Below are 25,417 nucleotides of genomic sequence, written 5' to 3'. Positions count from 1 at the left end.
CTTATGTCCCTAGATAAGTCCAGAGAATTATATCAAAAAGCAAGAACTCTCCTTCCAGGGGGAGTAAGCAGTCCGGTGAGGGCTATCAAACCCTATCCGTTCTATACACAATCAGCCAGCGGATCGAAAATTACGGATATAGACGGTAATGAGTATATTGATTATTGTCTCGCATACGGTCCTAATATTCTGGGCCATGCGAATCCGAAGGTCAAAGAGGCCGTTATCTCCCAGCTTGATAAAGGCTGGCTATACGGCACTCCTACAGAACTTGAGGTAAATCTTGCAGACAGGATAGCCGGAATATATCCGAGCATTGATATGCTCCGTTTTGTATCCACAGGTACTGAGGCTACCATGAGTGCTCTCAGGGCAGCAAGGGGATTCACCGGCAAGAACAAGTTCATTAAAATAGAAGGTGGTTTCCACGGGGCACACGATGCAGTTCTTGTTAAGGCAGGCTCGGGAGCTACAACCCTTGGAAAACCGGATTCCCTTGGAATCCCTGAAGATTTCACAAAGCACACACTTCAGGTACCTTTCAATGATATCGAAGCACTGACAACTCTCATGGAGAAGTACAGTGATGATCTGGCTGCCTTTATTCTTGAACCGGTAATGGGAAATATCGGTCCTGTTCTTCCCGAAAAGGATTACCTGCAGGAAGTACGCAAGGTTACTGAGGAAAACGATGTTGTCCTCATTTTTGACGAGGTTATCACAGGTTTCAGGTTGTCCATGGGAGGTGCACAGGAATACTACGGTGTTACTCCTGACATGACCACTCTTGGAAAGATCATAGGTGGTGGTCTTCCGATTGGAATATTCGGTGGTAAGAAAGAGATTATTGAGATGATTGCACCGTCAGGAAGCGTGTACCAGGCAGGTACTTACAGCGGAAGCCCGGCATCTGTTGCAGCAGGGCTTACAGTTCTGGATGTTCTTGAGAAAGAGGACGTGCATAAAAAGCTCAATGCCACCGGTGACATGATGAGAAGCAGGTTATCTGAACTTGTTACAGACCTTGGACTTGATTACAATGTAGTTGGTATTGCATCAATGTTCAAGATATTCTTTGGCGACAGGCCTCTTAACTATCAGGATGTGCTCAAATGCGATAAGGAAGGATATCTGAATTTCTTCTTCAAGATGCTGGACAGCGGTGTTTTCTTGCCACCATCACAGTTCGAGACGAACTTCCTCTCCACTGCACATATTGATGAGGATATCGAAAAGACCCTGGCTGCATACGAAGCCAATCTTAAATGATGGAGTATATTCATGATAATAGGAACCCGTGGAAGTGATCTTGCACTCGCACAGGCTACGACTATCGAACGAATGATGTCGGAGAGAGGTGTAAGCACTACCAGGAAAATTATCAAAACGTCAGGTGATACTTTTACAGATCGTCCCCTTCATGAAGTGGAAGGAGTCGGTGCCTTTGTCCGGGAACTCGATGATAGGATGTTTGAAGGCGAAGTGGACATAGCAGTTCATTCCATGAAAGATCTTCCGACTATCAGGCCAGAAGAATTATCCATGTCTGCAGTTTTAAAGCGTGATTCACCTTATGATGTCCTGCTCACAACAGATGGTTCCAGAATAGATGATCTTCCTGAAGGAGCAGTCCTTGGAACATCATCCATGCGCAGAAGAGCGCAGATTCTAAGATACCGCCCGGACCTTCACGTCCAGGACCTGCGTGGAAATATCAATACCCGCATAAGAAAACTAAATGAAGGTCTCTATGATGGTATATTACTGGCGGAGGCCGGCCTGCAACGTATGGGCTGGGAAATGGATGTTGAGCGCCTTAACCCTCAATTCTTCTGCCCTTCTGCAAATCAGGGAACCATTGCTGTGGTAACTCCTGCCGGGACTGAGGCAGAGGAAGCAACGTCTAACCTTGATCACCAGAGGACAAGAATAGAGACAGAAATAGAGCGCATAGTCATCACTGATGTGGAAGGAGGTTGTACAGCACCAATCGGCTCTTTTGCACATTTCATCAACGATAATGAGATCAGTATATGTTGTGAAGTACTGGCACTGGATGGCACGGAACATGTACGCATTGATGAGGTAATACCTGCTGATAGGTATCAGGAATATGCAAGGATACTTGGAAATGAACTGGTGCAGATGGGCGGCAAGGAACTCGTGCAAAGAGCCGTATGCCAGTTAGAATCAGGAACATCTTATGAAATGCAAGATTAATATGACCGACATCACTGGAATAAAGCTCAAAAATCCAACAATACTGGCTGCCGGCATCATGGGCACCACCGGTGCATCACTTGTACGTGTTGCAAAAGAGGGAGCTGGCGCGGTAGTCACAAAATCCATTGGCCCGGAACCTAAAGAAGGGCATAAGAACCCAAGTATGATAGACCTTGGATATGGATTTTTGAATGCCATGGGATTACCAAATCCTTCCCATCCTGATTTTAAGAATGAGCTCGCAATAGCAAAGAAACAGATAGATACCCCGGTTATTGCAAGCATATTCGGCGGCACTGAAGAAGAGTTTGTGGATGTTGCCATGGGACTCGCTGAGTCAAAGCCCGATGCATTTGAGCTAAATTTAAGTTGCCCTCATGCATTAGGATATGGAGCTTCTGTGGGAAGCAATCCTGATGCTGTGGAAAGCATCACCAAAGCAGTTGTAGATGCTGTGGATGTCCCTGTATGGGTGAAATTAACACCCAATGTCACGGATATCGTAACAATAGGAGAAGCAGCACAGAGAGGTGGAGCTGATGCTGTTGTTGCCATCAATACTGTAAAAGGAATGGCAATAGACATCAACAGTGGATACCCCATACTTGGTAACAGGTTCGGAGGGCTTTCCGGGCCTGCTGTGAAAACGATTGCATTGAAGTGTGTTTATGACCTGTACACTGCTCTTGATATACCCATTATTGGTGTTGGAGGCGTTTATACCTGGGAAGATAGCATCGAGATGTTGATGGCAGGTGCCAGTGCAGTACAAATAGGCTCTGCAGTCTACGAAGGACTAGAGGTATTCAACTCCATTTCCATGGGAATCGAAAAGTTCGTTTCTGAAAAAGAGTACCGCGATATAACAGATATCATCGGGATTGCACATGAGAGGATATAATGTACCCCACCAACGTCAAAATAATTAAGATCATCAAAGAAACCCCATCAACAAGGACCTTTATCTTTGACATATCATTCGATGAAGCAATTGCCGGCCAGTTCGTCATGGTCTGGATACATGGTGTGGATGAGATTCCCATGACACTTTCGAGTAAAAACTCTATCACTGTGCAAAAAGTAGGTGATGCCACTGAAAAGCTATTTGCCCTTGAAGAAGGAGCTGAACTTGGTATAAGGGGTCCTTTTGGAACAGGTTTTACTTTACCAGGCAAGGATGAAAAGATACTTCTGATAGCGGGTGGAGTAGGTGCAGCACCACTTGCACCACTTGCAGAATATGCAGCAGCAAAAGGAATTTGTATGAGCATCATACTTGGAGCAAGAAATGCTGATGAACTGCTCTTTGTAGACCGGTTTGTGTCCTGCGGTGAATTGCATCTGACAACCGATGATGGCTCTGCACACAGGTGCGGATTTGTAACCGATGTTCTTGCTGAGACTGACGTGACGGCCTATGACAAGATATACACCTGTGGTCCTGAAATGATGATGAAGTGCATTTTCGATATGCTGGAAAAAGAGGAAGCTCTCGAAAAGACAGAATTCAGCCTTCACAGATATTTCAAATGCGGAATTGGAGTTTGTGGTGCATGCTGCATGGACAAGACAGGACTTCGAGTTTGCAAGGACGGACCCGTTTTTAACGGATTGCAACTTGTTGATTCGGAATTCGGTAATTATATGAGAGGACCAAGCGGGAACAAAAAACAGTTTTGAACCCGTTTTATTTAACATTACTTTATCCAAATTTCTAATTTTTTAAATAATTAACATACATATTATTAGCTTTGTTTTCAAATGCATTGGTGTCCACTTTACAAAAATGATAATGATACTAATCACCACATTACGAATATATTCATAATGTTTAAGTACCCCCAAATCGATGATATAAATTACTTACAAAATTTGGTGGTACGATATGAAAAACAGTAGAGGATTTCGATATTCCCTCATTTTAGATCATTAAAGTATTCAAACTCAATTATATCCTCTCATTTTTTATCATTTTGTTTAATTTCTCTTCATTAATCCTTATTTTTAGTATAGCTCCCGCTATCCTAAATTACTCCTTTGGTTTTTAGTGTCCTCAATTGATGCAGATTAAAACAAAAAGCTGTCATCAACATTTTTGCATTCACTCTTTCTACAGTTGTAACAAGAACCTTTCTGGTTTTAAATATTTCTTTTGTCACTGCATACACTCTTTCGCAAGGGACTCTTTTCACACTTATTCTTTCATTTCTGAGGATATCCATTATTCCTAAAGGATGTCCTCTTACAGCTCGTTGCATTGTTGCTGCAAAACCTTTTGCTATTGCTCCAAAATATCCTTTATCTCTATACACCACTTCACCCTTTTCAGACAGATCAACCTGTGAATCGTGAAGTGATGCAGTTGTTGTCTCAAATCTTCTGATTAGTTCATAATCCTTATCAATAATTGTATGAAGTTTGTATCCAAAGTGAGATTTACCATTTTTCTTAGTCCAGGTTCCATCTTTGCTTCTTCTTGTTTTCGCATCTTTTCCTCTGAGTACATCTGCTTTTGCATGTCCTGGATCTGAGTGAATAAAAGTTGCATCCTGGATCATTCCTTTTTTAATCTTCAAACCAAGAGCATCAAGCTGATTCTGCATTTCATCCCACACCGCTTTTTCTTTACCATTGTCGATAATTCTCTTCCTGAATGACCAGACAGTTGTACTGTCTGGTACATATTCAGGAAATCCCAGGAATTTCCTAAAGGATATCCTGTCAATACACTGCTTTTCAAGCTCAGCATCAGAAAGACCATGCCATTGTTGCAGAACAAGCATCTTGAACATTACAATAACATCAGCTTCAGGCCGTCCGCCTGAAGCTGTTCTGTTTATGTACATTGACTCCAGAATAGGGCGAAAAGGCTTCCAATCTACTAAATATTCAATTTCAGCAAGCTTATCTCCGACAGATTGGAGACGCTTATATTCTTCATTTAAGGCAAAATCAGTAAAAGAATCCATAATAGTAAATTTGCTTTGCTATTATTTAAATTTTATTAAATTGTATGAGTATTGATGGTAGTTTCTCGAAATCCTCAGTAATCTAAAAATTATCGCTTTATTGGTGATTGCAACATTGATGATAATTGGAACGGCAGCAGCGACCACTCAATCATCAACAGTATCTGTAGAACTTGTCAATGGGGAATGCAACCTTGACATATGGACATATGGAAACCATAACCGTATAACAAGTGGATATGAGTCCTATTTCAGTAGCAGCGTTAAAGGTGGCATATGGACCAATTCAGATGGAAGACTTGCCATAATCTCTGAAAACAGCCACATGCTCATAACAACTGAATATCCGACTGATTGCTTCTGCATTGTATTTGCCAGTGACAGAAACGATGGATATGCAAGAGTTGTTCTAGACGGCAAAAGAATTTGGACAGGAGACACATGGGCAAACGTTAACACAGGACAAAATATCGATGCACAAAAAATAACGTCGTTGAAAATAACAGGTCTTGAAAACACTGTCCACACAATAAAAATAAAGAACTTGAATGTACGCGATGAATGCCATGATGGCCATGTAACAATTTACAAGTATGGTTACAATTGTTCTAATACAGAGATTCCTGAATATCCTACAATTGCACTACCTATGGCTGCAATTCTTGGTCTGGCATTCATATTCCAGAGAAAGGAAAAATAAGTTAATTAAAATGAAGCTCAATGAGCTTCATCTTTTTTTTAGTAGAACTGCTTTGAACAGTTAGAATATTTTCAAAAAATGTCAGAAATATAAATTATAAAGAAGATTCCTGAACCATTATCTTTGAAGCCATCCCCTTCCCAAGAGCATAACTGCATCCGTTCAACTCAACGATAAGAGAACCCATATTGTCTCTTTTGATCTTAAGGAAAGAATTCTCTATAAAGCCCATGGAAATAAGGCGATCCATCAGTGAGCGACCTGCATTAATAGAAACGATCTTGATAACTTTACCTTCCGGCATCATCGCCAATGGCATAATCGGAGCCATTACTTCACCTCTATCGTTTTCTAGAAAAGCGATATTCAAAGAATACCAGCGATTTCATAGTCACTCACAATATTAGGGAACCCTAACATTGATTGATACTGCAATATAGTGTTCTATAGTATATATAAGTTACCAGGTTCAAATAAAAGTTGTCTATTGAACAATTAAACTTGCCCTTCCAACACAAGTAATTTAAATCTTAATTTGAATCCCTATCATAATGTCTCCTGATAAAAACGAATGGAAAATACCGGAACTTGTGATGGGAGTACGGAATATGGCTTCCCTGACAGCATGCAAGGATCATGCTGATGCTGTCTATTTCTCTCTTGACAGGCTGAGTCTGAGATCCCGGGCACAGGAGATTACATCCGAAAACCTGGGAGAATTCGTTGAGAATATACACAAATACGGGCTAAAAGGATACATGGCAGTAAATTCTGTTATCTACCCGAATGAACTTTTGGAACTCAGTGATGTAATGGAGACCGCAGCATCTGCAGGAGTAGATGCTGTGATTGTATGGGATCCTGCGGCAATAATGAAAGCAGCCGCAAATGACCTTAAGATACATATATCCACCCAGGCAAACGTCTCAAACCAGGAAACAGTCAGGTTCTACGAGTCAATGGGAGCGAGTAGGGTAGTGCTTGCAAGGGAACTGAGCCTGGAACAGATAAGGGACATCAGAGAAGATACTGACTTAGAGCTTGAAGCCTTTGTACATGGCGCCATGTGCCAGGCAGTATCCGGCAGGTGTTATCTTTCAGCATACTTGTTGGGAAAATCCGGCAACTGTGGAGAATGCAGCCAGCCTTGCAGATGGGAATGGTCACTGCACTCTGATAGCGGCAAAAAAGTGGACATCGAGGGAAAGTACCTCATCAGTGCAAAGGATCTCTGTATGATAGAACATATACCCGAGTTGGCCAGGGCAGGCATCAATTCTTTTAAGGTGGAAGGAAGACTGCGCAATCCCGGATATACATCTTCTGTTTCAAGATGCTATCGCCAGGCACTTGATTTCTTCATAGATGGTATATATAATAAAAGCAACATTGTTCCCCTTAAAGAGAAACTGGCACTTGAATATAACAGGGGGTTTTCAACTGGCTTCTATTTCGGCCATCCAGGACCGGACAGTCTGGCATATGATTCTAACATGAATGCCTCACCAATAAAGAGAGAAGCCGTAGGAGTAGTTACAAATTACTACCCTAAGATGTCTGCAGCAGCAGTGAAGCTACTGGAAAAAGGATTGAATGTTGGTGATCACATCATATTTGAGGGTAGTACCACCTATCTGGAACAGGAAGTTACATCCATTGTTTATGAGGATGAAAATGTCAATTCGATTGAAAATGGGAACGAAATTGGTTTAAAAGTAGAAGATATTGTCCGCAAGAATGATCGTGTGTTCAGAATAAATAAAGATTAAAATCAATCATATTTTCAAGCCTTAGTGACATTTTTCATCAGCTTTTTGCTTTATGATAGTTTTTATATGTGCCCTCAATAGCGTTTTTGAAAAATATGAAATATATATTTCACATATATACAGATATATATACTTCAGGTAGACAAAGAGCTCATCAAAAAAGCTAAAAACACAGCAATAGACTTTAATGATGCTAAAGCAACAAATGTGGTAATGGAAACCATTTGATCAGGTATCGACCATATGGATGTGATTGAAGAAGGTATCATAGAAGCTATGAAATCCAAAGGAGACAGGTTTGAAGAAGGTAAGTTGTCACTTATGGAAATAACCACAGCATCAAAAACTATGAACAAGGGTATTGCAATACTTAAGCCAGCAGCTATCAGCGCACATGAAAATACTTGTTTCTTTGGAAATCCCATGCTAACATTTTAACTAATAGCCAGTATGATTAGGCATACAATTATCTTTTATGTCTTAATTTATTTTTGGCTCTGTAGAAATCCTCTATTTTTTGGTGATAATTAAAGTCAACAAATATTCGGAATGTGCTGCATGACATTGATTAAATTTGCGAATTTAATTATATTGATGTTGATTTCAATAGGTTTTCTACAGAGCCTTATTTTTAATCTTTTATTACATATGTGTAATAGAGACTGTCTGAAAAGTCCGTTTACTTTAGATAATACATAGTGTAGTGCTATTTGAATCCATTACTTTTTTTATACTATAGTTACTAACTTAACATTTTTAACTTATCATCCAGAAATGTCTCAATCCATTTTCTTGCGAAGCTAATCTTTGATGAACAATCAATAAACGCCTCAGAAATCAGATTTTTCATATGATCAAGATCTTTCACAAAATTGCGAGAAATAATTCTTTTGACACTTTTCCAGATGAATTCGATTGGATTCAAGTCGGGTGAATATGGAGGTAAATAGACCAATTCAATATCATTTGCCTGTGCAAATTCCACTGTATATTTTGCTCGATGTGATCTAAAATTGTCGAGAATAATTACGATTCTCTCTCCCATGTTATTGTTTTTAACAGCTGATAAAAACGAACATACATCCTCCTTGGTTGAATGTTCTTTGAAATCAATAACAGAATTACCATTCAATGCATAAAAACCGAAGGAGTTTGCTTTTATCCTGGTTGTGTTTTTGAAGATGGCAGGTTTATTGAAAGACCATAAACGAACCGTATTTGATGTTGTTTGGGGAGATGATTCATCAAGAAATCCGATAACGCAATCATCATCGATTAACGGTAAGTTTTTTTTAAACAATCTTCTGCATTTTGTGGTCTTCGATAATCATGCGCATATGGTTTGGCATGATGCATGCCAAACTTCTTCAAGATCACTAGTATTTGCTTAATGGTGTATTGAACCTTAAATTCATTATAAATGAGTTCCTGAACTTCTTTTGTAGACCAATCATCTCTTTCATGTAACATGTCCCTTAGTTTTTCTTTTTGATCATCAGTGAGTTTGGAAGGACATCCTCCTGAAAACCTAGGCTTTAATCCTTCATATCCGTCTTGATTCCACCGCTCTTGCCATTGATATGCAACGGGTTTTGATATCCCTACAAGTTTAGCTGCTTCATTAACAGAAGCTCCTTCATAACGATGTTTAACAAAATATAAACGTTGTAGAACTCGTGTGTCTTTCTCTAATGACTTAATATGTTTAAGCAATTCTTCTGATGAAAGATGATGCTTTATCGGAATTTGTTCGGGTTTAGCCATACAGTATTGTTATACTCAATTAATATTAAAAGTTTGGTTAATAACTATAGAGGATTTCGATATTCCCTCATTTTAGATCATTAAAGTATTCAAACTCAATTATATCCTCTCATTTTTTATCATTTTGTTTATTTCTCTTCATTAATCCTTATTTTTAGTATAGCTCCCGCTATCCTAAATTACTCCTTTGGTTTTTAGTGTCCTCAATTGATGCAGATTAAAACAAAAAGCTGTCATCAACATTTTTGCATTCACTCTTTCTACAGTTGTAACAAGAACCTTTCTGGTTTTAAATATTTCTTTTGTCACTGCATACACTCTTTCGCAAGGGACTCTTTTCACACTTATTCTTTCATTTCTGAGGATATCCATTATTCCTAAAGGATGTCCTCTTACAGCTCGTTGCATTGTTGCTGCAAAACCTTTTGCTATTGCTCCAAAATATCCTTTATCTCTATACACCACTTCACCCTTTTCAGACAGATCAACCTGTGAATCGTGAAGTGATGCAGTTGTTGTCTCAAATCTTCTGATTAGTTCATAATCCTTATCAATAATTGTATGAAGTTTGTATCCAAAGTGAGATTTACCATTTTTCTTAGTCCAGGTTCCATCTTTGCTTCTTCTTGTTTTCGCATCTTTTCCTCTGAGTACATCTGCTTTTGCATGTCCTGGATCTGAGTGAATAAAAGTTGCATCCTGGATCATTCCTTTTTTAATCTTCAAACCAAGAGCATCAAGCTGATTCTGCATTTCATCCCACACCGCTTTTTCTTTACCATTGTCGATAATTCTCTTCCTGAATGACCAGACAGTTGTACTGTCTGGTACATATTCAGGAAATCCCAGGAATTTCCTAAAGGATATCCTGTCAATACACTGCTTTTCAAGCTCAGCATCAGAAAGACCATGCCATTGTTGCAGAACAAGCATCTTGAACATTACAATAACATCAGCTTCAGGCCGTCCGCCTGAAGCTGTTCTGTTTATGTACATTGACTCCAGAATAGGGCGAAAAGGCTTCCAATCTACTAAATATTCAATTTCAGCAAGCTTATCTCCGACAGATTGGAGACGCTTATATTCTTCATTTAAGGCAAAATCAGTAAAAGAATCCATAATAGTAAATTTGCTTTGCTATTATTTAAATTTTATTAAATTGTATGAGTATTGATGGTAGTTTCTCGAAATCCTCTATAATTATTATCAAGAGATACACTTAAATTCATTTGATACAATTTGTTATAAAGAATTTGTAACTATTCAGCCTGATAAAAACACTATCAATAGCAATCTTGACAAAAAGTTGAGACCTACATTTTATTAGGATCATTAATTTTGATTGTTGCCATTGATTGCTTTTTTGATTCTTAGGTTGTTAGTGAGCAAACATCTCCGTTTTGATTAAATCAGTATCAATAGGCTAATTGTGGTAGGCTGAATAGTTACAAGAATTTAAGCAATATGGGATATAAATATATTCTGTATCTACTTCCAAACAAACTACATTCGTTTATGGACCTGAAATATATGATAAACTCATACTTAGAGACCATTTGCTTTATAAAATAAACAAAAAAGTTGATTTTTCATTTATCAATGAGGTCTGTGAAGACCTCTACTCGCCAAACAAAGGTAAACCTGTAACAAACACACCCGAGATGATGCTTCGCTCTGCAGTAGTCCAGTATCCCCATGATTATTCTGATAAGCAGATGGAATATGAAGCACAAGTGAACATAATGGTAAAATGGTTCATTGGACTCAATTTAGATGATAATGCATATGACCATAGTGCATTGGGATATTTCAGAGACAAACTTGGAAATGATAAGTGGAATGAGATTTTAATCAGGTATTATCCGACAGTCTCATAATAATGGAAACAAAGTAGACTTGTTCATACAAACTGTCTTTTTAGCCTTCAAAATATCTGCTACTTTTCATCGATCACAATTGAATTTGTGATTATTACAGTATAATATATTATAAGTAGAGAATTACTACCATATGCATGCACAATCAAAATAACAATAAAAGATTGTAAGAATCAATAGTATCAGAATAACAAATAGATTAGTTTGTGTTAAAATCAATTTAGAAAAAAGAAAGTAGTAGTTAGTGTTGAGTGAGCCAGCAGCGATCCATAGTTCCCGAAGACTCGCGTACTTCAGTACAATATGGAACGCTGGCAGACTTATCTTCTGTGTTCGGAAAGGGTACAGGAATTGCCCTGCCGCTATGGCCGCCAGACTCACTTACGATGAATTTTTTTTATAGGTAAAGCCAAGGTCCGGATTCGAACCGGAATGGAATCGCTCTGCAGGCGATTGCGTAGCCGCTCCGCCACCTTGGCGTTTTGAGCGATAAATTATTGGGACCATTATGTTAAATACTTTACCTTTTGATCTTGTATAATTTGCATGTACATATCAGATTTCGCCTGGACAAAGTAAGGTAGATAGGCACGGATGGTTAGTAGCCGCGGACTGAACACCTCGTTGCCTTGGTGCTTACATCCCGACCCTATCAAACCGATCTTCTATCGGAACCCTTAATGCAGTCTCTTTTCAGGTCAGATTTCGAGCTTAGATGCATTCAGCTCTTATTCCTTAGCGCGTAGCTGCTCGGCGATGCCTTGTCAGACAACCGATACACCAGAGGCGCCGCTACCCTGTTCCTCTCGTACTAAAGGTAGCTTACCCTCAGACCACGTACACCTCTAGTAGATAGTAACCGACCTGTCTCACGACGGTCTAAACCCAGCTCACGATCTCCTTTAATAGGCGAACAACCTCACCCTTGGCCGCTGCTGCACGGCCAGGATGGAAAGAACCGACATCGAAGTAGCAAGCTGCCGGGTCGATATGTGCTCTTGCCGGCAACAACTCAATTATCCCCGAGGTAACTTTTCTGTCATTTTTGGCCCGCACCAAGCGGGACACAAAAGTTCGCTAGAACCGACTTTCGTCTCGTCATCCACTACTGTGCTGAATAACGTCAGGCTGACTTATGCTCTTGCACTCTTCAGTGGGTTTCCGACCCACTTGAGTCAACCTTTGTGCGCCCTTGATATCTTTTCAAGGGCGTCCCGCCCCAGGCAAACTGCCTACCTATCGGGGTCCTCCTCGCGGAGTTAGGATCGTAATCTCAGAAGGGTAGTGTCCCAATGGCGACTCCATCGATGCTGGCGCACCGACTTCGATGTCTCCTACCTACACTGTACATCCAAGATCACAACCCAACGACAGGCTGCAGTAAAGCTCTACGGGGTCTTCACTTCCCCCTAGAGGTCTCTAGACTGTGCACTAGAAAGTAAGCTTCACCGGACTCTGGCTAGGGACAGTAGAGCTCTCATTGATCCATTCATGCAAGTCGCCAATTAAGCGACAAGGTACTACGCTACCTTAAGAGGGTCATAGTTACCCCCGCTGTTTACAGGCCCTTCGTCCCGTTGAACCGGGTTTTCAGGTACCTGCACTGAGCAGGATTCAGAGATCGTACTAGCCTTTTCAGGTTTGCGATCTCCTATGTTGATATTAGACAGTTAGAGCTCTCTTGTCACTGCGACCTGCTGTCTTCACAGCAGGCACTCCTTCTCCCGAAGTTACGGAGCTAATTTGCCGAATTCCCTTAGCCAAAATATTCCGACACGCCTTAGCCTTTTCAGCTAGGGGCACCTGTGTCAGTTCTCGGTACGGACATCTGACTCCCTTTTCACGGGTTCCCGGGTGCAGTTGATTTTCACCATAACACATTCGTCTGCTTCTCGCCATTACGGCTCTCCACAGATTTAGGTGCTTAGACGGCGCGACGACGCCGCTCAACCTGCCCAAAAACGTCGGTTTTAATGTCAGATGGTACAGGAATATTAACCTGTTTCCCTTTTGATGTACTCGGATTACGGTACAACTTAGGACCGACTAACCCTCGGCTGACGATCATTGCCGAGGAAACCTAGCCCCTTCGGCGGATAGGATTCTCACCTATCTATGCTGCTACTATTACCAGGATTTTCGTTTCCGCACGGTCCACAGGACTTCACAGCCCTGCTTCTGCCCGAACGCAACGCCTTCCTACAAGATCACCTTTCGGTGCTCCGTGGTATCGGTGGTCGACTTGAGCCCCGTCCATTTTCGGGGCCCTAAACCTCGACTGGTGGGCTGTTACGCACTCTTTAAAGGATAGCTGCTTCTAAGCTAACCTTCCAGCTGTCTAGGGCTTAGGACGCCCTTTAGTATTAACACTTAGTCGACACTTGGGGACCTTAACCACGGGCTGGGTTGTCTCCCTTACGGACTACAAGCTTACCCCGGTAGTCCGGACTCCGACTTTCTATGACGACGGTGGTTTTGGAGTTTGACAAGAGAGTGAGGAATTTCTTCCCCAGGATCTCCAATCAGTGCTCTACCCCACCGACTATCTCCAGTCAGGTCATGCTACGACATGTTTCGGAAGGAACCAGCTGATGCCGGGTTAGATTAGCCTTTCACTCCGAGACGCAGGTCACACGAATGATTTGCAGATCAATACCGCTTGCGGTCCTCCACGTAGCTTTCGCCACGCTTCAACCTGCCCACGCCTAGATCACCCGGCTTCGGGTCGTATCATAATGACTCCACGCACTTGTATACGCCGCTCCTCACCTTGCGGTTGCGAGCATGTTGCTTTCGCTTCGGCTTCCTAAGTAAAAAGTTAGCCATCGCCATTTTGATACACTCCCTGGCCCGTTCTTCAAAACGTAAGATATGACATCGGCAATGACACTCGTACTGCAGCCTCGCGACTGTTTCCTTCGTGTCAAAGATCCTTTCATGCCATATCGCTCCATCGCTTCCAGGTTTCAGGCACTTTTAACCTCCCTTTTTGGGGTACTTTTCAGTTTTCGGTCACCCTACTAGTTCGCTATCGGTCTCAAGAAGTATTTAGTTTTGGAAGTTGGTGCCTCCCAAATTCGCGCGAGAATTCCGACCCACGCTACTCAGGCTACATCCCAGATCCTTTGATTAATACCTACGTGACTTTCACACTCTTTGGTCTAACGTTCCAGAAAAGTTTGATTATAATCAAGTGGGATCTTTAGGAAAAGCCTATAACACCACATCTCCCACATGTTACCAGTGGGATTCAGTTTGAACTTTACCGTGTTCATTCGCCATTACTAACGGCATCTCTTCGATTTCTTTTCCTGCCCCTACTAAGATGTTTCAGTTCGGGGCGTTCCCGATCATTACTGATCAATGCGCAAAACGCATTAGGAAGACCCATTAGGAAATCTCAGGTTCATCGGTTCCATGCACCTACCCTGAGCTTATCGCAGCTTGGCACGTCCCTCATCAGCCCTTGAGCCGAGCCATCCACCTGAAAGCATAATTACCAGAGTCCACCTCACTTTATCCAGTGAGCGTCTGATATATGCATGCTTATACATGATCTCATTATGTTCAACATGGGGTTGTTGAACACTTCATCCTTCCCGGGCAAAATTACTTGCCTGGTGCACTTAAATGGACTTGCTGGGATTCGAACCCAGGGCCTTCGCCTTGCAAAGGCGACGATCTTCCAACTGATCTACAAGCCCTTGAGCGTCCCGCTTGTTTGTTGGATTTGACAGTTATTCGATTTCTGACCGGTTAGTGGTGATAGACTTTGTGCCTATCTTGCTTAGGAGGTGATCCAGCCGCAGATTCCCCTACGGCTACCTTGTTACGACTTAACCCCCCTTGCGAAATTTAGGTTCGAACACGGCACAAAATCCGTGCCCTCACCCATACCTCACTCGGGTGGTTTGACGGGCGGTGTGTGCAAGGAGCAGGGACGTATTCACCGCGCTATATTGAAACGCGATTACTACGGATTCCAGCTTCACGAGGGCGAGTTGCAGCCCTCGATCCGAACTAAGGCCGGGTTTATGAGATTACCAACCCCTTTCGGGGTAGGAGCCCATTGTCCCGGTCATTGTAGCCCGCGTGTAGCCCTGGAGATTCGGGGCATACTGACCTACCGTAGCCCGCACCTTCCTCCGCTTTAGCAGCGGCGGTCCCCACAGAGTACCCATCATCCCGAAGGATATGCTGGCAACAGTGGGCACGGGTCTCGCTCGTTGCCTGACTTAACAGGATGCTTCACAGTACGAACTGACGACGGCCATGCACCTCCTCTCAGCGATTCAGGTAAGACCTTCAGCCTGACCTACATATTGCTGTCGCCCCAGGTGAGTTTTCCGGCGTTGAGTCCAATTAAACCGCAGGCTCCACCCGTTGTAGTGCTCCCCCGCCAATTCCTTTAAGTTTCAGCCTTGCGGCCGTACTTCCCAGGTGGCTCGCTTCACGGCTTCCCTGCGGCACCTGAAACGGTCGCACCATCCCAGACACCTAGCGAGCATCGTTTACGGCTGGGACTACCCGGGTATCTAATCCGGTTCGTGCCCCCAGCTTTCGTCCCTCACCGTCGAACCCGTTCTGGTAAGACGCCTTCGCCACTGGTGGTCCCACAAGGATTACAAGATTTCACTCCTACCCCTGTAGTACCTCTTACCTCTCCCGGTTCCAAGTCTGACAGTATCCCCCAGAAGCCTAACAGTTAAGCTGTCAGATTTCCCGGAAGACTGATCAAACCGGCTACGGACCCTTTAGACCCAATAATAGTGATTACCACTCGGGCCGCCGGTGTTACCGCGGCGGCTGGCACCGGTCTTGCCCGGCCCTTGCTATCACATGTTATTTATACATATGGACAGCCAACATAATATGCTGGCACTCGGTGTCCCCTTATCGCGGTTTCCCGCATTGTAAAGATTTCGCGCCTGCTGCGCCCCGTAGGGCCTGGATTCATGTCTCAGAATCCATCTCCGGGCTCTTGCTCTCACAACCCGTACCCGTCGTCGGCTAGTAGGTACATTACACCCACTACTACCTGATAGGCCGCAGATCCATCCTAAGGCACCGGAGCTTTTAACCACAGAACATTCCAGTATCTATGATTTATCCGGAATTATCCCCAGTTTCCCGGGGTTATGCCGGACCTTAGGGCAGGTTATCCACGTGTTACTGAGCAGTACGCCATGTTCACGAAGAACATTTGACTCGCATGGCTTAATCGCACACCGATAGCAGTAACCTCTGGCAGGATCAACCAGAATTGTTGATCACACACAAAGTTTTGGAAGTCATTTTAAGGAATCGATTGGAGAATTCTATTTGAGAGAATTTCCTATGCACATAGTTTGGTTAATTCCTTATTGTAGTATATAATACACTACCGGTCAGAATTAACCGAACTGCCAAATCCAACGTCAGACAGGAAATAACTCCTGCCTCCACATAATAAGGCGGTGATTGTAAGTGTTTCTCGCATTTCGCGAGGACCCCTAAAAGACTGCAATCGTATATATACCTTCCGAATCAAGAGATTCGAAAGCAAAGAAGGAACCTTTGTAACACCTACCTGATGAAATGAAATTAGTACTTCATCAATTTGTTCTCACAAAGCGAATTTTCCTGATGCGTTGGCCGCATCATTGGGCTCAGTGAGAGCACCCTTACAAGTCAATGCTGATATAAAAAGGTTGCGGAGAAAAGGGAGATAACAATTGTGACTTGCAATAAAAGAAGACTATTCTGCTAAAAATATGAAAATTATAAGGCAATATCAGATGATATTGAGTGAATATTTTCTTTTATTGCCTTTATTTTTTAAGGACATCCCTGAGTTTAATCCATTTGCGAGTCATTATCACAGTTTTATCAGTGTTGCTAATGATCTTTTCAGGGAAAACACCCATCAAGAAATTCTTCAGGAAAGGCCTTGTAGTAGCACCTATGAACACAACGTCCTGCTTTTCGGCCTCGGATGACAGACCTTTTTCAATATTACTTGAAACTATAAATTTCCCCGTTGCATCCACACCTTCGAAGAAGCCCTCCAGACTCCTGAATGCCGTAGTAGCTCTAGCTTCATCATCGGCCGACCTGCCCACATTAAGCATTGTAACACTGGCATTTTCAGCAATTGCCAGGTCTTTTGCTAGCTCTGCAGCCAGAGCTGCATGCGGGCCACCTGCAGTAGGCAACAATATCTTCTTAATGTTCTCAAGACTACGACCAAGTTCAAATCTGGCAACAACAACATCACATGGAGCTTTTAGGAGAATCGGATCCAGCGTGCTTCCAAGCACAAAATCATGACGGAATGTCCTGCCCCTCCAGCCCATAATGATCATATCCGGCTTTTCCTCTTCGATCGTATCAAGAATCGAATCTGAAGCATTCCTCCCTACTTTAATTATACCGCCAGCAGGCACATCCACCGACTCGATAAGACCCCTTATCAAAGATCGTTTATTCTCTACATAAGAATCAGTTGCTGAAAGAGGAGTCTGTTCCGGAAATGTTAGCACTTTAAGGAAAACTACATGACCATTCTTTTCTTTTGCAACCATAGCGGCAAGCTTAGCCAGGTCCCCTGCAGTAGCAATATTTTTCACAGGAACCAGGATCTTATAACCTATTTCAGCAAATGGTTTTTCCTCATAAACCTTTCTTCTGAGGCTTTTTGCACGCTTCTTCATCTCTTTTTCAGAATAAGAGAAATAGAAGAATGAACCAGCAAGTATCCAGAATATAGTTATTCCTACAATAAAAGTCGTATGTTCTATCGCAGTTATAAGATAATAACCAATAACAAGCTGAACAACTATTGCAATTATAGGAAGGTAAGGAGCAAAAGGCATCTTAAAGGCCCTTTTAAGATCAGGTCGTCTAAACCGTAGGATAATGAGTACGGAATTGACCAGAATAAAGAGAATAAGGAACATTACATTTGCCGCAGAAGCAACAGTTTCGATTGGGGCAAGCGTCATAGATACAATAATGAAGTAACTGAAAAGAATAGCATAATGAGGCGTTCTTCTTTTTTCATTTATCCTGGAAAGAGCTTCTGGCAGATACCCCATCCTTCCAAGGGCAAACGCAACTCGGGAAGAAGAATAAACAGTAGCATTCATGGCACTTATCGTAGAAACAAAACCACCTGCAAGAATAAGGACAGAACCGAATGCCATTATCTGATCTGCAACCCGTATCATACTGAATTCACCAAGCTCTCCAAGATATATCCAGCTGGGTCCATCTACCTTAATGGCACCTATCAGAGCAAATGCCACCATTATATAGATAATAACAGCAACCCACAGTGACAACAATATAGCTCTGGGTATGTTCTTTTCAGGATTTTTAACCTCCTCACCGCTCTGAGCAATTATCTCATATCCTTCAAATGCTATGAATGTAAGACCCATTGCAACGAGAAGACCACCAAAGCCATTAGGCAGGAATGAGGGATCTGCAAGAAATGCAGCAGACCAATCAGGTGTGATGAATGTTTTGTAGATACCAAAACAAGCGAACACTATAAGGATAGCAACTTTGAAAAGAGTGACCATCCCACCAATCCGTCCACTTTCTTTTGCACCAAGATAATTAAGGTACGCCATAAGAGTGACAATAACAAATGCGGAGATGCTAATCAAAGTGCTCTGTGATATCCCATCATATCCTAAAAAATGAATTACAAATTCAGAAAAAAATGCACCGAATGTAACTGCATACAGGGAACATGCTATAGTGTGAGCCGCCCAGTCAACCCAACCGGCAAGGAATCCGAAATGATTCCCGATACCTTCTTTAACCCAGAGATAACTGCCCCCAGCTTCAGGAATAGCAGAACCAAGTTCAGCATATGCAAGTCCTGTAAAAGTTGCAACAATACCATTTAGCAGAAACGCAAGAAGGACTGCAGGACCTGCAATCCCGGTGGCAATACCAGTCAGAGCAAAGATACCGGCCCCTATCATCCCGGCAATACCTATCATTGTTATATCAAAGAGGGTTAAGTCTCTGCTCAGACTTACGCGTATTTCATTATCTACTGACACATTAAGTTAGAGAAACACCTTTATACATAATATTTTCTATCCCCTAAAAACATAAACTACCATTTGGTGCGCAACAGTTGCATATTGGCAAATAGTCAATCTCATTATGATAATAGTTAGTATATTTTCACTAGCAGCAAGCTATATATAATAACAAACTCGATTGAAAAAATAAAGACAGGTGTGCAATGTGTATCTGCATTGTAGAATGATGTTTACAGACCATCCTATGATGAACCTTAACATATAACCTGAAAAACGAGACAAGGAGTCAAATGGAGTATGAGCGGGTCGGGGGATCCAGAAATTATTCGGAGAAATAGCTTTGCTTTTACAGCGAAAGTAATAGCCACAATAACCTTTGTTGTGATACTACTCATATGCAATATTGCACCAACCGAAGGAATAACTGAAAACACATCCTCAAGTGCCAATAAAACCCTATGTGAAACTACCATACTGCCAGTACCATACTGCAATCAGGGAGATACAAACTGGTGCCTCTACTACTGTCTTTCGATGATGTTCAACTACAATAACCACCAGATAGAACCATGGAAGATGGCTGAATATTTTGATTCCGGCCATAGTGATACTTTTTCAGGCCAGTACAACCCATATGATAATTCACTGGAAGATTACTCCAAACAATCCGCCTCATTGAGCACTAGAAAAACAGTATGGGGATACAACCTTGGAAATTTCAATGCTGACAACTTCAATGCGCTGATCAAGGACAATATAGATAGAGGGCAGCCAATACTTATGGCTTTTCAATATGAAGTTTCCGATGGCATAAAAAAAGGGCATGCAATTATTGCAGTGGGGTACGATGAAGAATATATCTATCTCACTGATCCAAGTGGTGCGACAACCAGAGACCTTTTTGGAATAAAAGGCAGGTATATTGCAGTGCCTGTCAACTGGTGCGATTTCAATGATAAACTGGTCAGTAAAATAGCGCCAACAAATATGGCATTTACAATTGAGATACTAAATGAAGCACCAGATAACTCCCCCATGGGATCCATCTACATGACAGACCTTACTAACAACGACTATAGCTGTCTGAACTTTGCAAACCGAAATAACCCTGAAGACGTAGGTTTGCTACGTTACGATGGTAGATACGAAGGCGGATACCACATCATCCAGAAAGGAAATTCAAGAATCGAAAGAGAAATATCTTCGCTTGATTCTATATCCATCTATTTTTCAGTGTCCAACCCTACAACGACACAAAAAGATTATGTTGTAAAGAGCAATCTTATAAATAAAAACACTGAGGAAGTGCTGGATAGTTTCTTTTTTAAAATTGATCTAACGGTCAACCCATTTGACAATATATCAAAAGGCATTAACTACTCAAATCAACTTGAATCGGTTCCTTCTGACAAGTATAGTATTATGTTAACACTTTTTGATGAAAATATGAACATCGTGGATTCAATTTGTCTCGATATACATATTACATGAGAAAAGAATGGAAACTAAAGACCTAATTGAACCATCAAAATAAAAAGAATGGTGCGGGAGGTGCGATTCGAACGCACGAACTCCTACGAGACAGGGTCCTAAGCCCTGCGCCTTTGGCCAGGCTGGGCGACCCCCGCATAACAGGACATGTTGTAAAGAGATACTTTACATATTAATATTGCGGAATAAATTGATTTTCGCCATTCATCAACTTACTGACTTGAAAATTGAAAGTGCACGATTACGTTCCTGAGCATGGTTCACAATTGCTTGTGGATAAGCAACTCCGAGAAGCGGTTGTCCTTTATCAAGAGAATTGATGACCTTTGGCTCTACCTCTACTAGTTCAGGAACCCACTGTTTGATGTAAATGCATTTTGCATCAAACCTTTTCTGCTGAGTCCAGGGATTGAAAATACGGAAGTACGGTTGTGAGTCAGCTCCCGTGGATGCAGCCCACTGCCAGTTACCATTATTCACACAAGGATCATAATCTACAAGTTTACTTGCAAAATAGCGTTCACCCCATTTCCAGTCGATATGCAGGTCTTTTACAAGGAAAGAAGCAACTATCATCCTTACACGATTATGCATATATCCGGTTGTGTTCAGTTCCCGCATGCCAGCATCGATAATCGGGAAGCCAGTTTGACCTTTGCACCACGCATCAAAAAGTCCCTTATCGCCAGACCATGAAAGGGCATCGAACTTTTGCTTAAAAGCCTTCTGGAAAACATAAGGAAACTCGATGGCAATATGAATGAAAAAATCACGCCAGTGAAGTTCATTTATGAGGGTGTGCCCTTGACCCAGTTCATCCACTGCATAATGATAGAATTCCCTTATTGAGACCGTGCCAAGTTTATTGTGGGCTGACAATCCAGTTGTTCCATGCATAGATGGGAAATCACGTTCATTATCATAATTTCTGAAATCCCGGAGTTCCTGCAAAACAGATAAAGCATAGCTTCTACCACCTTTGGTAAACAGGAACTCATTTTTGTTCAGGAAAGAGAATTCGGAAAGCTCAATTTCCCCATGATCAATATCTTTAGAATAGAATCTGCCCCCCTCTTGTATAACCGGCAGAGGAACTTCTGTTTTTGAAGCTTTCCTGAAGAACTGGGAGAACACACGATAAGGTTTCCCTTCGTTAGTAAGCACAGTACCCGGCTCATGGAGGAGAACATCATGAAAACTTATTGCATCGATACCTGCATCATTACATACCTGATTAATTAGATCATCCCTCTTCCTACTGAAAGGAGTATAATCCCGGTTGAAAAATACAGCATCAACACCATTGCTTTGTTTAAGGTCTGTAATGACATTTTCAGGAAGCCCGGAAAAGATGAACAGCCTGCCACCCTTTGATTCCAGTTGTGCTTTAAGGTCTTCCAAACTTTCCAGCAGGAACTGGAAAGAATTGTAATTAAAATACTCCCTATTCTCGTCCGCAAGCCTCGGGTCGAATACAAAACAAGGAATTACCTCATCGGAGAATTCCAGTGCCTTGTTCAAAGCAGTGTTATCATCCACGCGAAGATCACGCCTGAAGATGAAAAGCGAACGTTTGTATTTTTCGACCAATCATTCCACCTCAATAGCGACTTCATTTCGCATGAGAAAAGGAGGAATCCATGGAGGATTGTAGCGCATCAGGAAAAAGTCCCCTTTAGTAACCAGACCATGCTCATCGAGTTGTGATCTCAGAAGAGCCCTGTTCTTTTCAACTGCATCATCATTCGCATATCCCGAGAATTTTATTGCTGCCACTTTCCGGGAAGGAATTGTATGGATGGAAATGTCACTTCTTTCTGAATCCGGAACATTGCTCATATTGTAACCAGCCGGTAAGACAAAGGACATGTTGACAGAGGATAGTTCCCTGGTGGATATCACAGGTGCGGTCATCCTTATCTTCAAGTTTTCTTTATTAGTACCCGAAATATAACCCGCAAGCCTGGAAAAAGCCTTTCCAGAATCATCTGCTACTGTTGATATCACAGTTATTTCTCTGTACTGCCTTAATTCCACGCCTTCATCCAGTTCATCAAGCGTTTCATATTCAATTTGTTCCGACACCATAGATTCATACACCCCACCTAGAAACCACATTGTAGTCATGACAGTGACCACCACCATTATAGCAAAAATGGCCGTCATTTTATCCATAATAATAGATTACCCCGAAGTTTAAAAGTCTTTTATGGCCCATAATCATGAGGAATTGTACAGATTACTGGAACTATTAATGAGAATGTGAGCTTTCATACTTTTCCAGCCTTTTTCGTATATAAGCAGGACCATCCATAAGTTGTGCCTGCTTTTTCAATTCAGATGTATTTGATCTGAACTTTTCATCATTTATGAGAGAATGAATTGCGCCCATTAGTTCCTCAGGAGATACAGAATATGAAAAACTCAGCCCATACCCATTCTTTTCTAAAAGACGGGCATTGTTCTCCTGCTCATTATGTGACTGATCCGGGAAGGAAATGACCGGTAATCCAAAGCTAAGAGATTCTGTGAGTGTCCCATGTCCCCCCGTACATATAATTAGATCACTTGATCTGTAGTAAGGAAACGGATCCGCTACAAACCTGCAAATATCTACATTTCCAGGTACGTTGTCAAGCACATCATAATCAAGATCCGGGCCTCCGATCAAAGTGTAATTGATATTCAGATCCATTGCTGCAGCTTTAACTATGGTTTTGAATATCTGGAGCCGATATCCGAATCCCCCGATACTGCAAAGTACATGAGGTCTTTTTACATTGTCCTTTGGAACCACTTCATCGAATCTTTTTCTTAATACAGGTCCGCTGAACTCTACTTTTTTCTCAACCCCCAGAGGAAACGCAAGGTTAGAACCGCATATTGTAAATGGAGGAGAAAAATCAGGAACAAAGATGATGTCTATATGATTATAGATCCATGTGTAGAAAGCCCTTACAGCAGACCCTGCCAATCCTATGACCAGCCCCTTACCCTTGAAAAATTCCTGCATACTGGACTGGTTCACTATCATACACCTGCGTATTCCTTTGAATTTTGCCGCGATGATACCCAGATAGTAGCCATCTGATATCACAAAATCCGGGTTGGTTTTTTTTAGCAGGTTCCGGACCATTCTTATCTTTCCGGGAGAGATGCCTTTTACTGTTGACATTATGGAGTTTTTCAGGTCAAGAGAACCATCCTTTCCTGTAAGCTGGAGTTCCTGCGGAATCTCTGTTGCTCTGTGCCCTGACCTTTCTATCAGTTCTTTGGAATAACCATAGGCACCAATGTGTACACTATGCCCTGCGACCAACAGCTCGTTTGCCAGCGAGATACATCTACCCGTGTGTCCCAGACCTTCTCCACATACGAAAATAAGGAATCTCATACAATCTCCGTGAGTTTACTTCCATACAATCTAACAACATGCAAGAATATAGACATATTGATAACTTTATGCCAGTAATATTAAGGGTTTTGTCATAGAGCCCATTTCAAAACGTCCCTTCTACCTTTTTCCAGCATAACATAAAACATGCAATTTCTATTAGCCCCTTGAAAACCACGTTAAGTCTTTCATATCTACTTGCTATTTTTCTGAAACCCATCTTCAACCATGCAAAGAATCGTTCTATTGTTCCTCTTTTATGGTATGATTCATACTCGAACCTTGTAGGTCTTCCTCTTTTGCTCTTTTTCTTATTCCTGATATTGACAGGAATGTTACTTTTGATTGCTCTTGATCTCAAATATTTTCTGATTACAACAGTATCATAAGCCGAATCTGCAAGCACTTCCGATGGTCTAGTTCTTGGTCTTCCATCAGTTTTGACCCTGACACTTTCCATAACCTCTATGAAATACTGACTATCATGCTCCTTTCCAGAAGCGATCTGTATTGTCAAAGGAAAGCCTTCGCAACTTACACAAACATGGATTATTATGCCGTTCCTTTTTTTGTGACCGTTGTATGCGGAATCTTCTCCCCTTTTTTAGTTTCAATAAAACTGCTATCAACACATACAACATCCATGGTGAACTTACCTTTTTGGTAAGCAGAATCCCGAAGGGATTCCATTATCATAGTCCATATCCCTTCTTCGGACCACCTTTTTAGTCGTCTCCAGGCAGTTGCTTGGGAACCATAACTATCTGGCATATCTCCCCATCTGCAACCGGTTATCAGAACAAAGAGAATACCATTGATGACCTTACGGTCATCAGCTCTCTTTCTTCCGGTTATTGGTTGCGGAGGTAAATGCGGTCTAATAAACTTCCATTGTTCATCAGAGAGTTCTCTGAATTCCATTTATATCCCCATAATAACATTAATAATAATAGTATTTATAGTTTTGATATGGGTTCATATAGAAAATAAAGGCATCTATAGATATCAGTGGTTAAATATTTATTTCAGACTTGAAAAATATACACGGTGACAAGGAAGTGAAATAAATCAACATCATGGATGTGATAAGTTGTTTCGGAAACTGGACAATACGATACAAAAAATAATTTCGTCCGACAAGCAGCAGACTTCGGTGAAATAGTTGGTGTAAAGCGAATCTACACGTGC

The 25,417-nt window shown here is 41.8% G+C and carries 18 protein-coding genes, 3 tRNA genes, 3 rRNA genes and 1 pseudogene; 9 read left to right on the top strand and 16 right to left on the bottom strand.

The window, feature by feature from the left end:
* The first annotated feature begins 3 nt into the window (after positions 1-3).
* The 4 genes from hemL to V7O67_RS05495 are packed head-to-tail and all read left to right on the top strand — an operon-like array spanning position 4 to position 3,903.
* Positions 4-1,269: a glutamate-1-semialdehyde 2,1-aminomutase gene (gene hemL / locus V7O67_RS05510; RefSeq protein ID WP_406671170.1), complete on the top strand. Its 1,266-nt coding sequence runs from the start codon at positions 4-6 to the stop codon at positions 1,267-1,269.
* A 12-nt stretch (positions 1,270-1,281) separates the two neighbouring features.
* Complete coding sequence (gene hemC, locus V7O67_RS05505; RefSeq protein WP_406671169.1) at positions 1,282-2,220, top strand: hydroxymethylbilane synthase; 939 nt, start codon at positions 1,282-1,284, stop codon at positions 2,218-2,220.
* A gap of 1 nt (position 2,221) precedes the next feature.
* Positions 2,222-3,124 (top strand): dihydroorotate dehydrogenase, encoded by a 903-nt coding sequence (locus tag V7O67_RS05500; RefSeq protein WP_342306542.1) that lies wholly within the window; start codon positions 2,222-2,224, stop codon positions 3,122-3,124.
* Positions 3,124-3,903, top strand: coding sequence for a dihydroorotate dehydrogenase electron transfer subunit (locus tag V7O67_RS05495; RefSeq protein ID WP_342305862.1), 780 nt, complete (start codon positions 3,124-3,126; stop codon positions 3,901-3,903). The genes V7O67_RS05500 and V7O67_RS05495 overlap by 1 nt, the downstream gene beginning before the upstream one ends.
* A gap of 344 nt (positions 3,904-4,247) precedes the next feature.
* Here V7O67_RS05495 and V7O67_RS05490 read toward each other — a convergent pair whose 3' ends face one another.
* Positions 4,248-5,192, bottom strand: coding sequence for an IS5 family transposase (locus V7O67_RS05490; protein ID WP_342303665.1), 945 nt, complete (start codon positions 5,190-5,192; stop codon positions 4,248-4,250).
* 118 nt (positions 5,193-5,310) lie between these two features.
* Here V7O67_RS05490 and V7O67_RS05485 point away from each other — a divergent pair, with 118 nt between their 5' ends.
* Positions 5,311-5,892, top strand: coding sequence for a PEF-CTERM sorting domain-containing protein (locus tag V7O67_RS05485; RefSeq protein ID WP_406671167.1), 582 nt, complete (start codon positions 5,311-5,313; stop codon positions 5,890-5,892).
* A 94-nt stretch (positions 5,893-5,986) separates the two neighbouring features.
* Here the strand turns inward: V7O67_RS05485 and V7O67_RS05480 are convergent, their stop codons facing one another.
* Positions 5,987-6,223, bottom strand: a complete 237-nt coding sequence (locus V7O67_RS05480) for a ferrous iron transport protein A (RefSeq protein WP_406671165.1) — start codon at positions 6,221-6,223, stop codon at positions 5,987-5,989.
* Between the two features lie 220 nt (positions 6,224-6,443).
* On the opposite strand from V7O67_RS05480, the gene V7O67_RS05475 reads away from it, so the two are divergent.
* Both V7O67_RS05475 and V7O67_RS05470 read left to right on the top strand, forming a co-directional pair.
* Positions 6,444-7,661 (top strand): peptidase U32 family protein, encoded by a 1,218-nt coding sequence (locus tag V7O67_RS05475; protein WP_406671163.1) that lies wholly within the window; start codon positions 6,444-6,446, stop codon positions 7,659-7,661.
* Between the two features lie 243 nt (positions 7,662-7,904).
* Positions 7,905-8,099, top strand: coding sequence for a B12-binding domain-containing protein (locus V7O67_RS05470; RefSeq protein WP_342305866.1), 195 nt, complete (start codon positions 7,905-7,907; stop codon positions 8,097-8,099).
* Between the two features lie 304 nt (positions 8,100-8,403).
* On the opposite strand, the pseudogene V7O67_RS05465 reads toward V7O67_RS05470, so the two are convergent.
* Both V7O67_RS05465 and V7O67_RS05460 read right to left on the bottom strand, forming a co-directional pair.
* Positions 8,404-9,425 (bottom strand): annotated as a pseudogene (locus tag V7O67_RS05465) (IS630 family transposase).
* Between the two features lie 174 nt (positions 9,426-9,599).
* Positions 9,600-10,544, bottom strand: coding sequence for an IS5 family transposase (locus V7O67_RS05460; RefSeq protein WP_342303665.1), 945 nt, complete (start codon positions 10,542-10,544; stop codon positions 9,600-9,602).
* A gap of 437 nt (positions 10,545-10,981) precedes the next feature.
* Between V7O67_RS05460 and V7O67_RS05455 the strand changes: the two genes are divergently transcribed.
* Positions 10,982-11,302, top strand: a complete 321-nt coding sequence (locus tag V7O67_RS05455) for a transposase (protein ID WP_342305868.1) — start codon at positions 10,982-10,984, stop codon at positions 11,300-11,302.
* A gap of 254 nt (positions 11,303-11,556) precedes the next feature.
* Here the strand turns inward: V7O67_RS05455 and rrf are convergent.
* The 6 genes from rrf to V7O67_RS05425 form a co-directional block, all read right to left on the bottom strand.
* Positions 11,557-11,678 (bottom strand): 5S ribosomal RNA (rrf, locus tag V7O67_RS05450).
* Between the two features lie 31 nt (positions 11,679-11,709).
* Positions 11,710-11,781: transfer RNA gene (locus tag V7O67_RS05445), tRNA-Cys, on the bottom strand.
* A gap of 99 nt (positions 11,782-11,880) precedes the next feature.
* Positions 11,881-14,808, bottom strand: a 23S ribosomal RNA gene (locus V7O67_RS05440).
* A gap of 125 nt (positions 14,809-14,933) precedes the next feature.
* Positions 14,934-15,006: transfer RNA gene (locus V7O67_RS05435), tRNA-Ala, on the bottom strand.
* 85 nt (positions 15,007-15,091) lie between these two features.
* Positions 15,092-16,566 (bottom strand): 16S ribosomal RNA (locus V7O67_RS05430).
* The 16S, 23S and 5S rRNA genes sit together here with 2 tRNA genes alongside, the layout of an rRNA operon.
* A 546-nt stretch (positions 16,567-17,112) precedes the next feature.
* A complete protein-coding gene (locus tag V7O67_RS05425; RefSeq protein WP_342305869.1) occupies positions 17,113-19,359 on the bottom strand; it encodes an amino acid permease in 2,247 nt (748 codons plus the stop codon).
* Between the two features lie 282 nt (positions 19,360-19,641).
* Here V7O67_RS05425 and V7O67_RS05420 point away from each other — a divergent pair, with 282 nt between their 5' ends.
* Positions 19,642-20,835 (top strand): C39 family peptidase, encoded by a 1,194-nt coding sequence (locus V7O67_RS05420; protein WP_342305870.1) that lies wholly within the window; start codon positions 19,642-19,644, stop codon positions 20,833-20,835.
* Positions 20,836-20,884: 49 nt separating this feature from the next.
* On the opposite strand, the gene V7O67_RS05415 is transcribed toward V7O67_RS05420, so the two are convergent.
* The 6 genes from V7O67_RS05415 to V7O67_RS05390 all read right to left on the bottom strand — a co-directional run bounded on the left by V7O67_RS05415 (position 20,885) and on the right by V7O67_RS05390 (position 25,150).
* Positions 20,885-20,972, bottom strand: a tRNA-Leu gene (locus V7O67_RS05415).
* A 70-nt stretch (positions 20,973-21,042) separates the two neighbouring features.
* Complete coding sequence (locus V7O67_RS05410) at positions 21,043-22,425, bottom strand: deoxyribodipyrimidine photo-lyase (RefSeq protein WP_342305871.1); 1,383 nt, start codon at positions 22,423-22,425, stop codon at positions 21,043-21,045.
* Positions 22,426-23,010 carry a heme-binding protein gene (locus V7O67_RS05405; protein WP_342305872.1) on the bottom strand — a complete coding sequence of 195 codons (585 nt, stop codon included), beginning with the start codon at positions 23,008-23,010 and terminating at the stop codon, positions 22,426-22,428.
* Between the two features lie 76 nt (positions 23,011-23,086).
* A complete protein-coding gene (locus V7O67_RS05400; protein ID WP_342305873.1) occupies positions 23,087-24,229 on the bottom strand; it encodes a glycosyltransferase in 1,143 nt (380 codons plus the stop codon).
* Positions 24,230-24,335: 106 nt separating this feature from the next.
* A complete protein-coding gene (locus tag V7O67_RS05395; protein ID WP_406671427.1) occupies positions 24,336-24,779 on the bottom strand; it encodes a transposase in 444 nt (147 codons plus the stop codon).
* A gap of 2 nt (positions 24,780-24,781) precedes the next feature.
* Entirely contained in the window at positions 24,782-25,150 is a 369-nt protein-coding gene (locus V7O67_RS05390) for a transposase (protein ID WP_342305874.1), read from the bottom strand.
* Between the last annotated feature and the right edge of the window lie 267 nt (positions 25,151-25,417).

Source organism: Methanolobus sp. ZRKC4, assembly GCF_045291305.1.
In the GTDB taxonomy this organism is placed as follows: Archaea; Halobacteriota; Methanosarcinia; order Methanosarcinales; family Methanosarcinaceae; genus Methanolobus.
The sequence above is the reverse complement of the archived record's forward strand: the minus strand, read 5'-3'. Positions and strand labels throughout refer to the sequence as shown.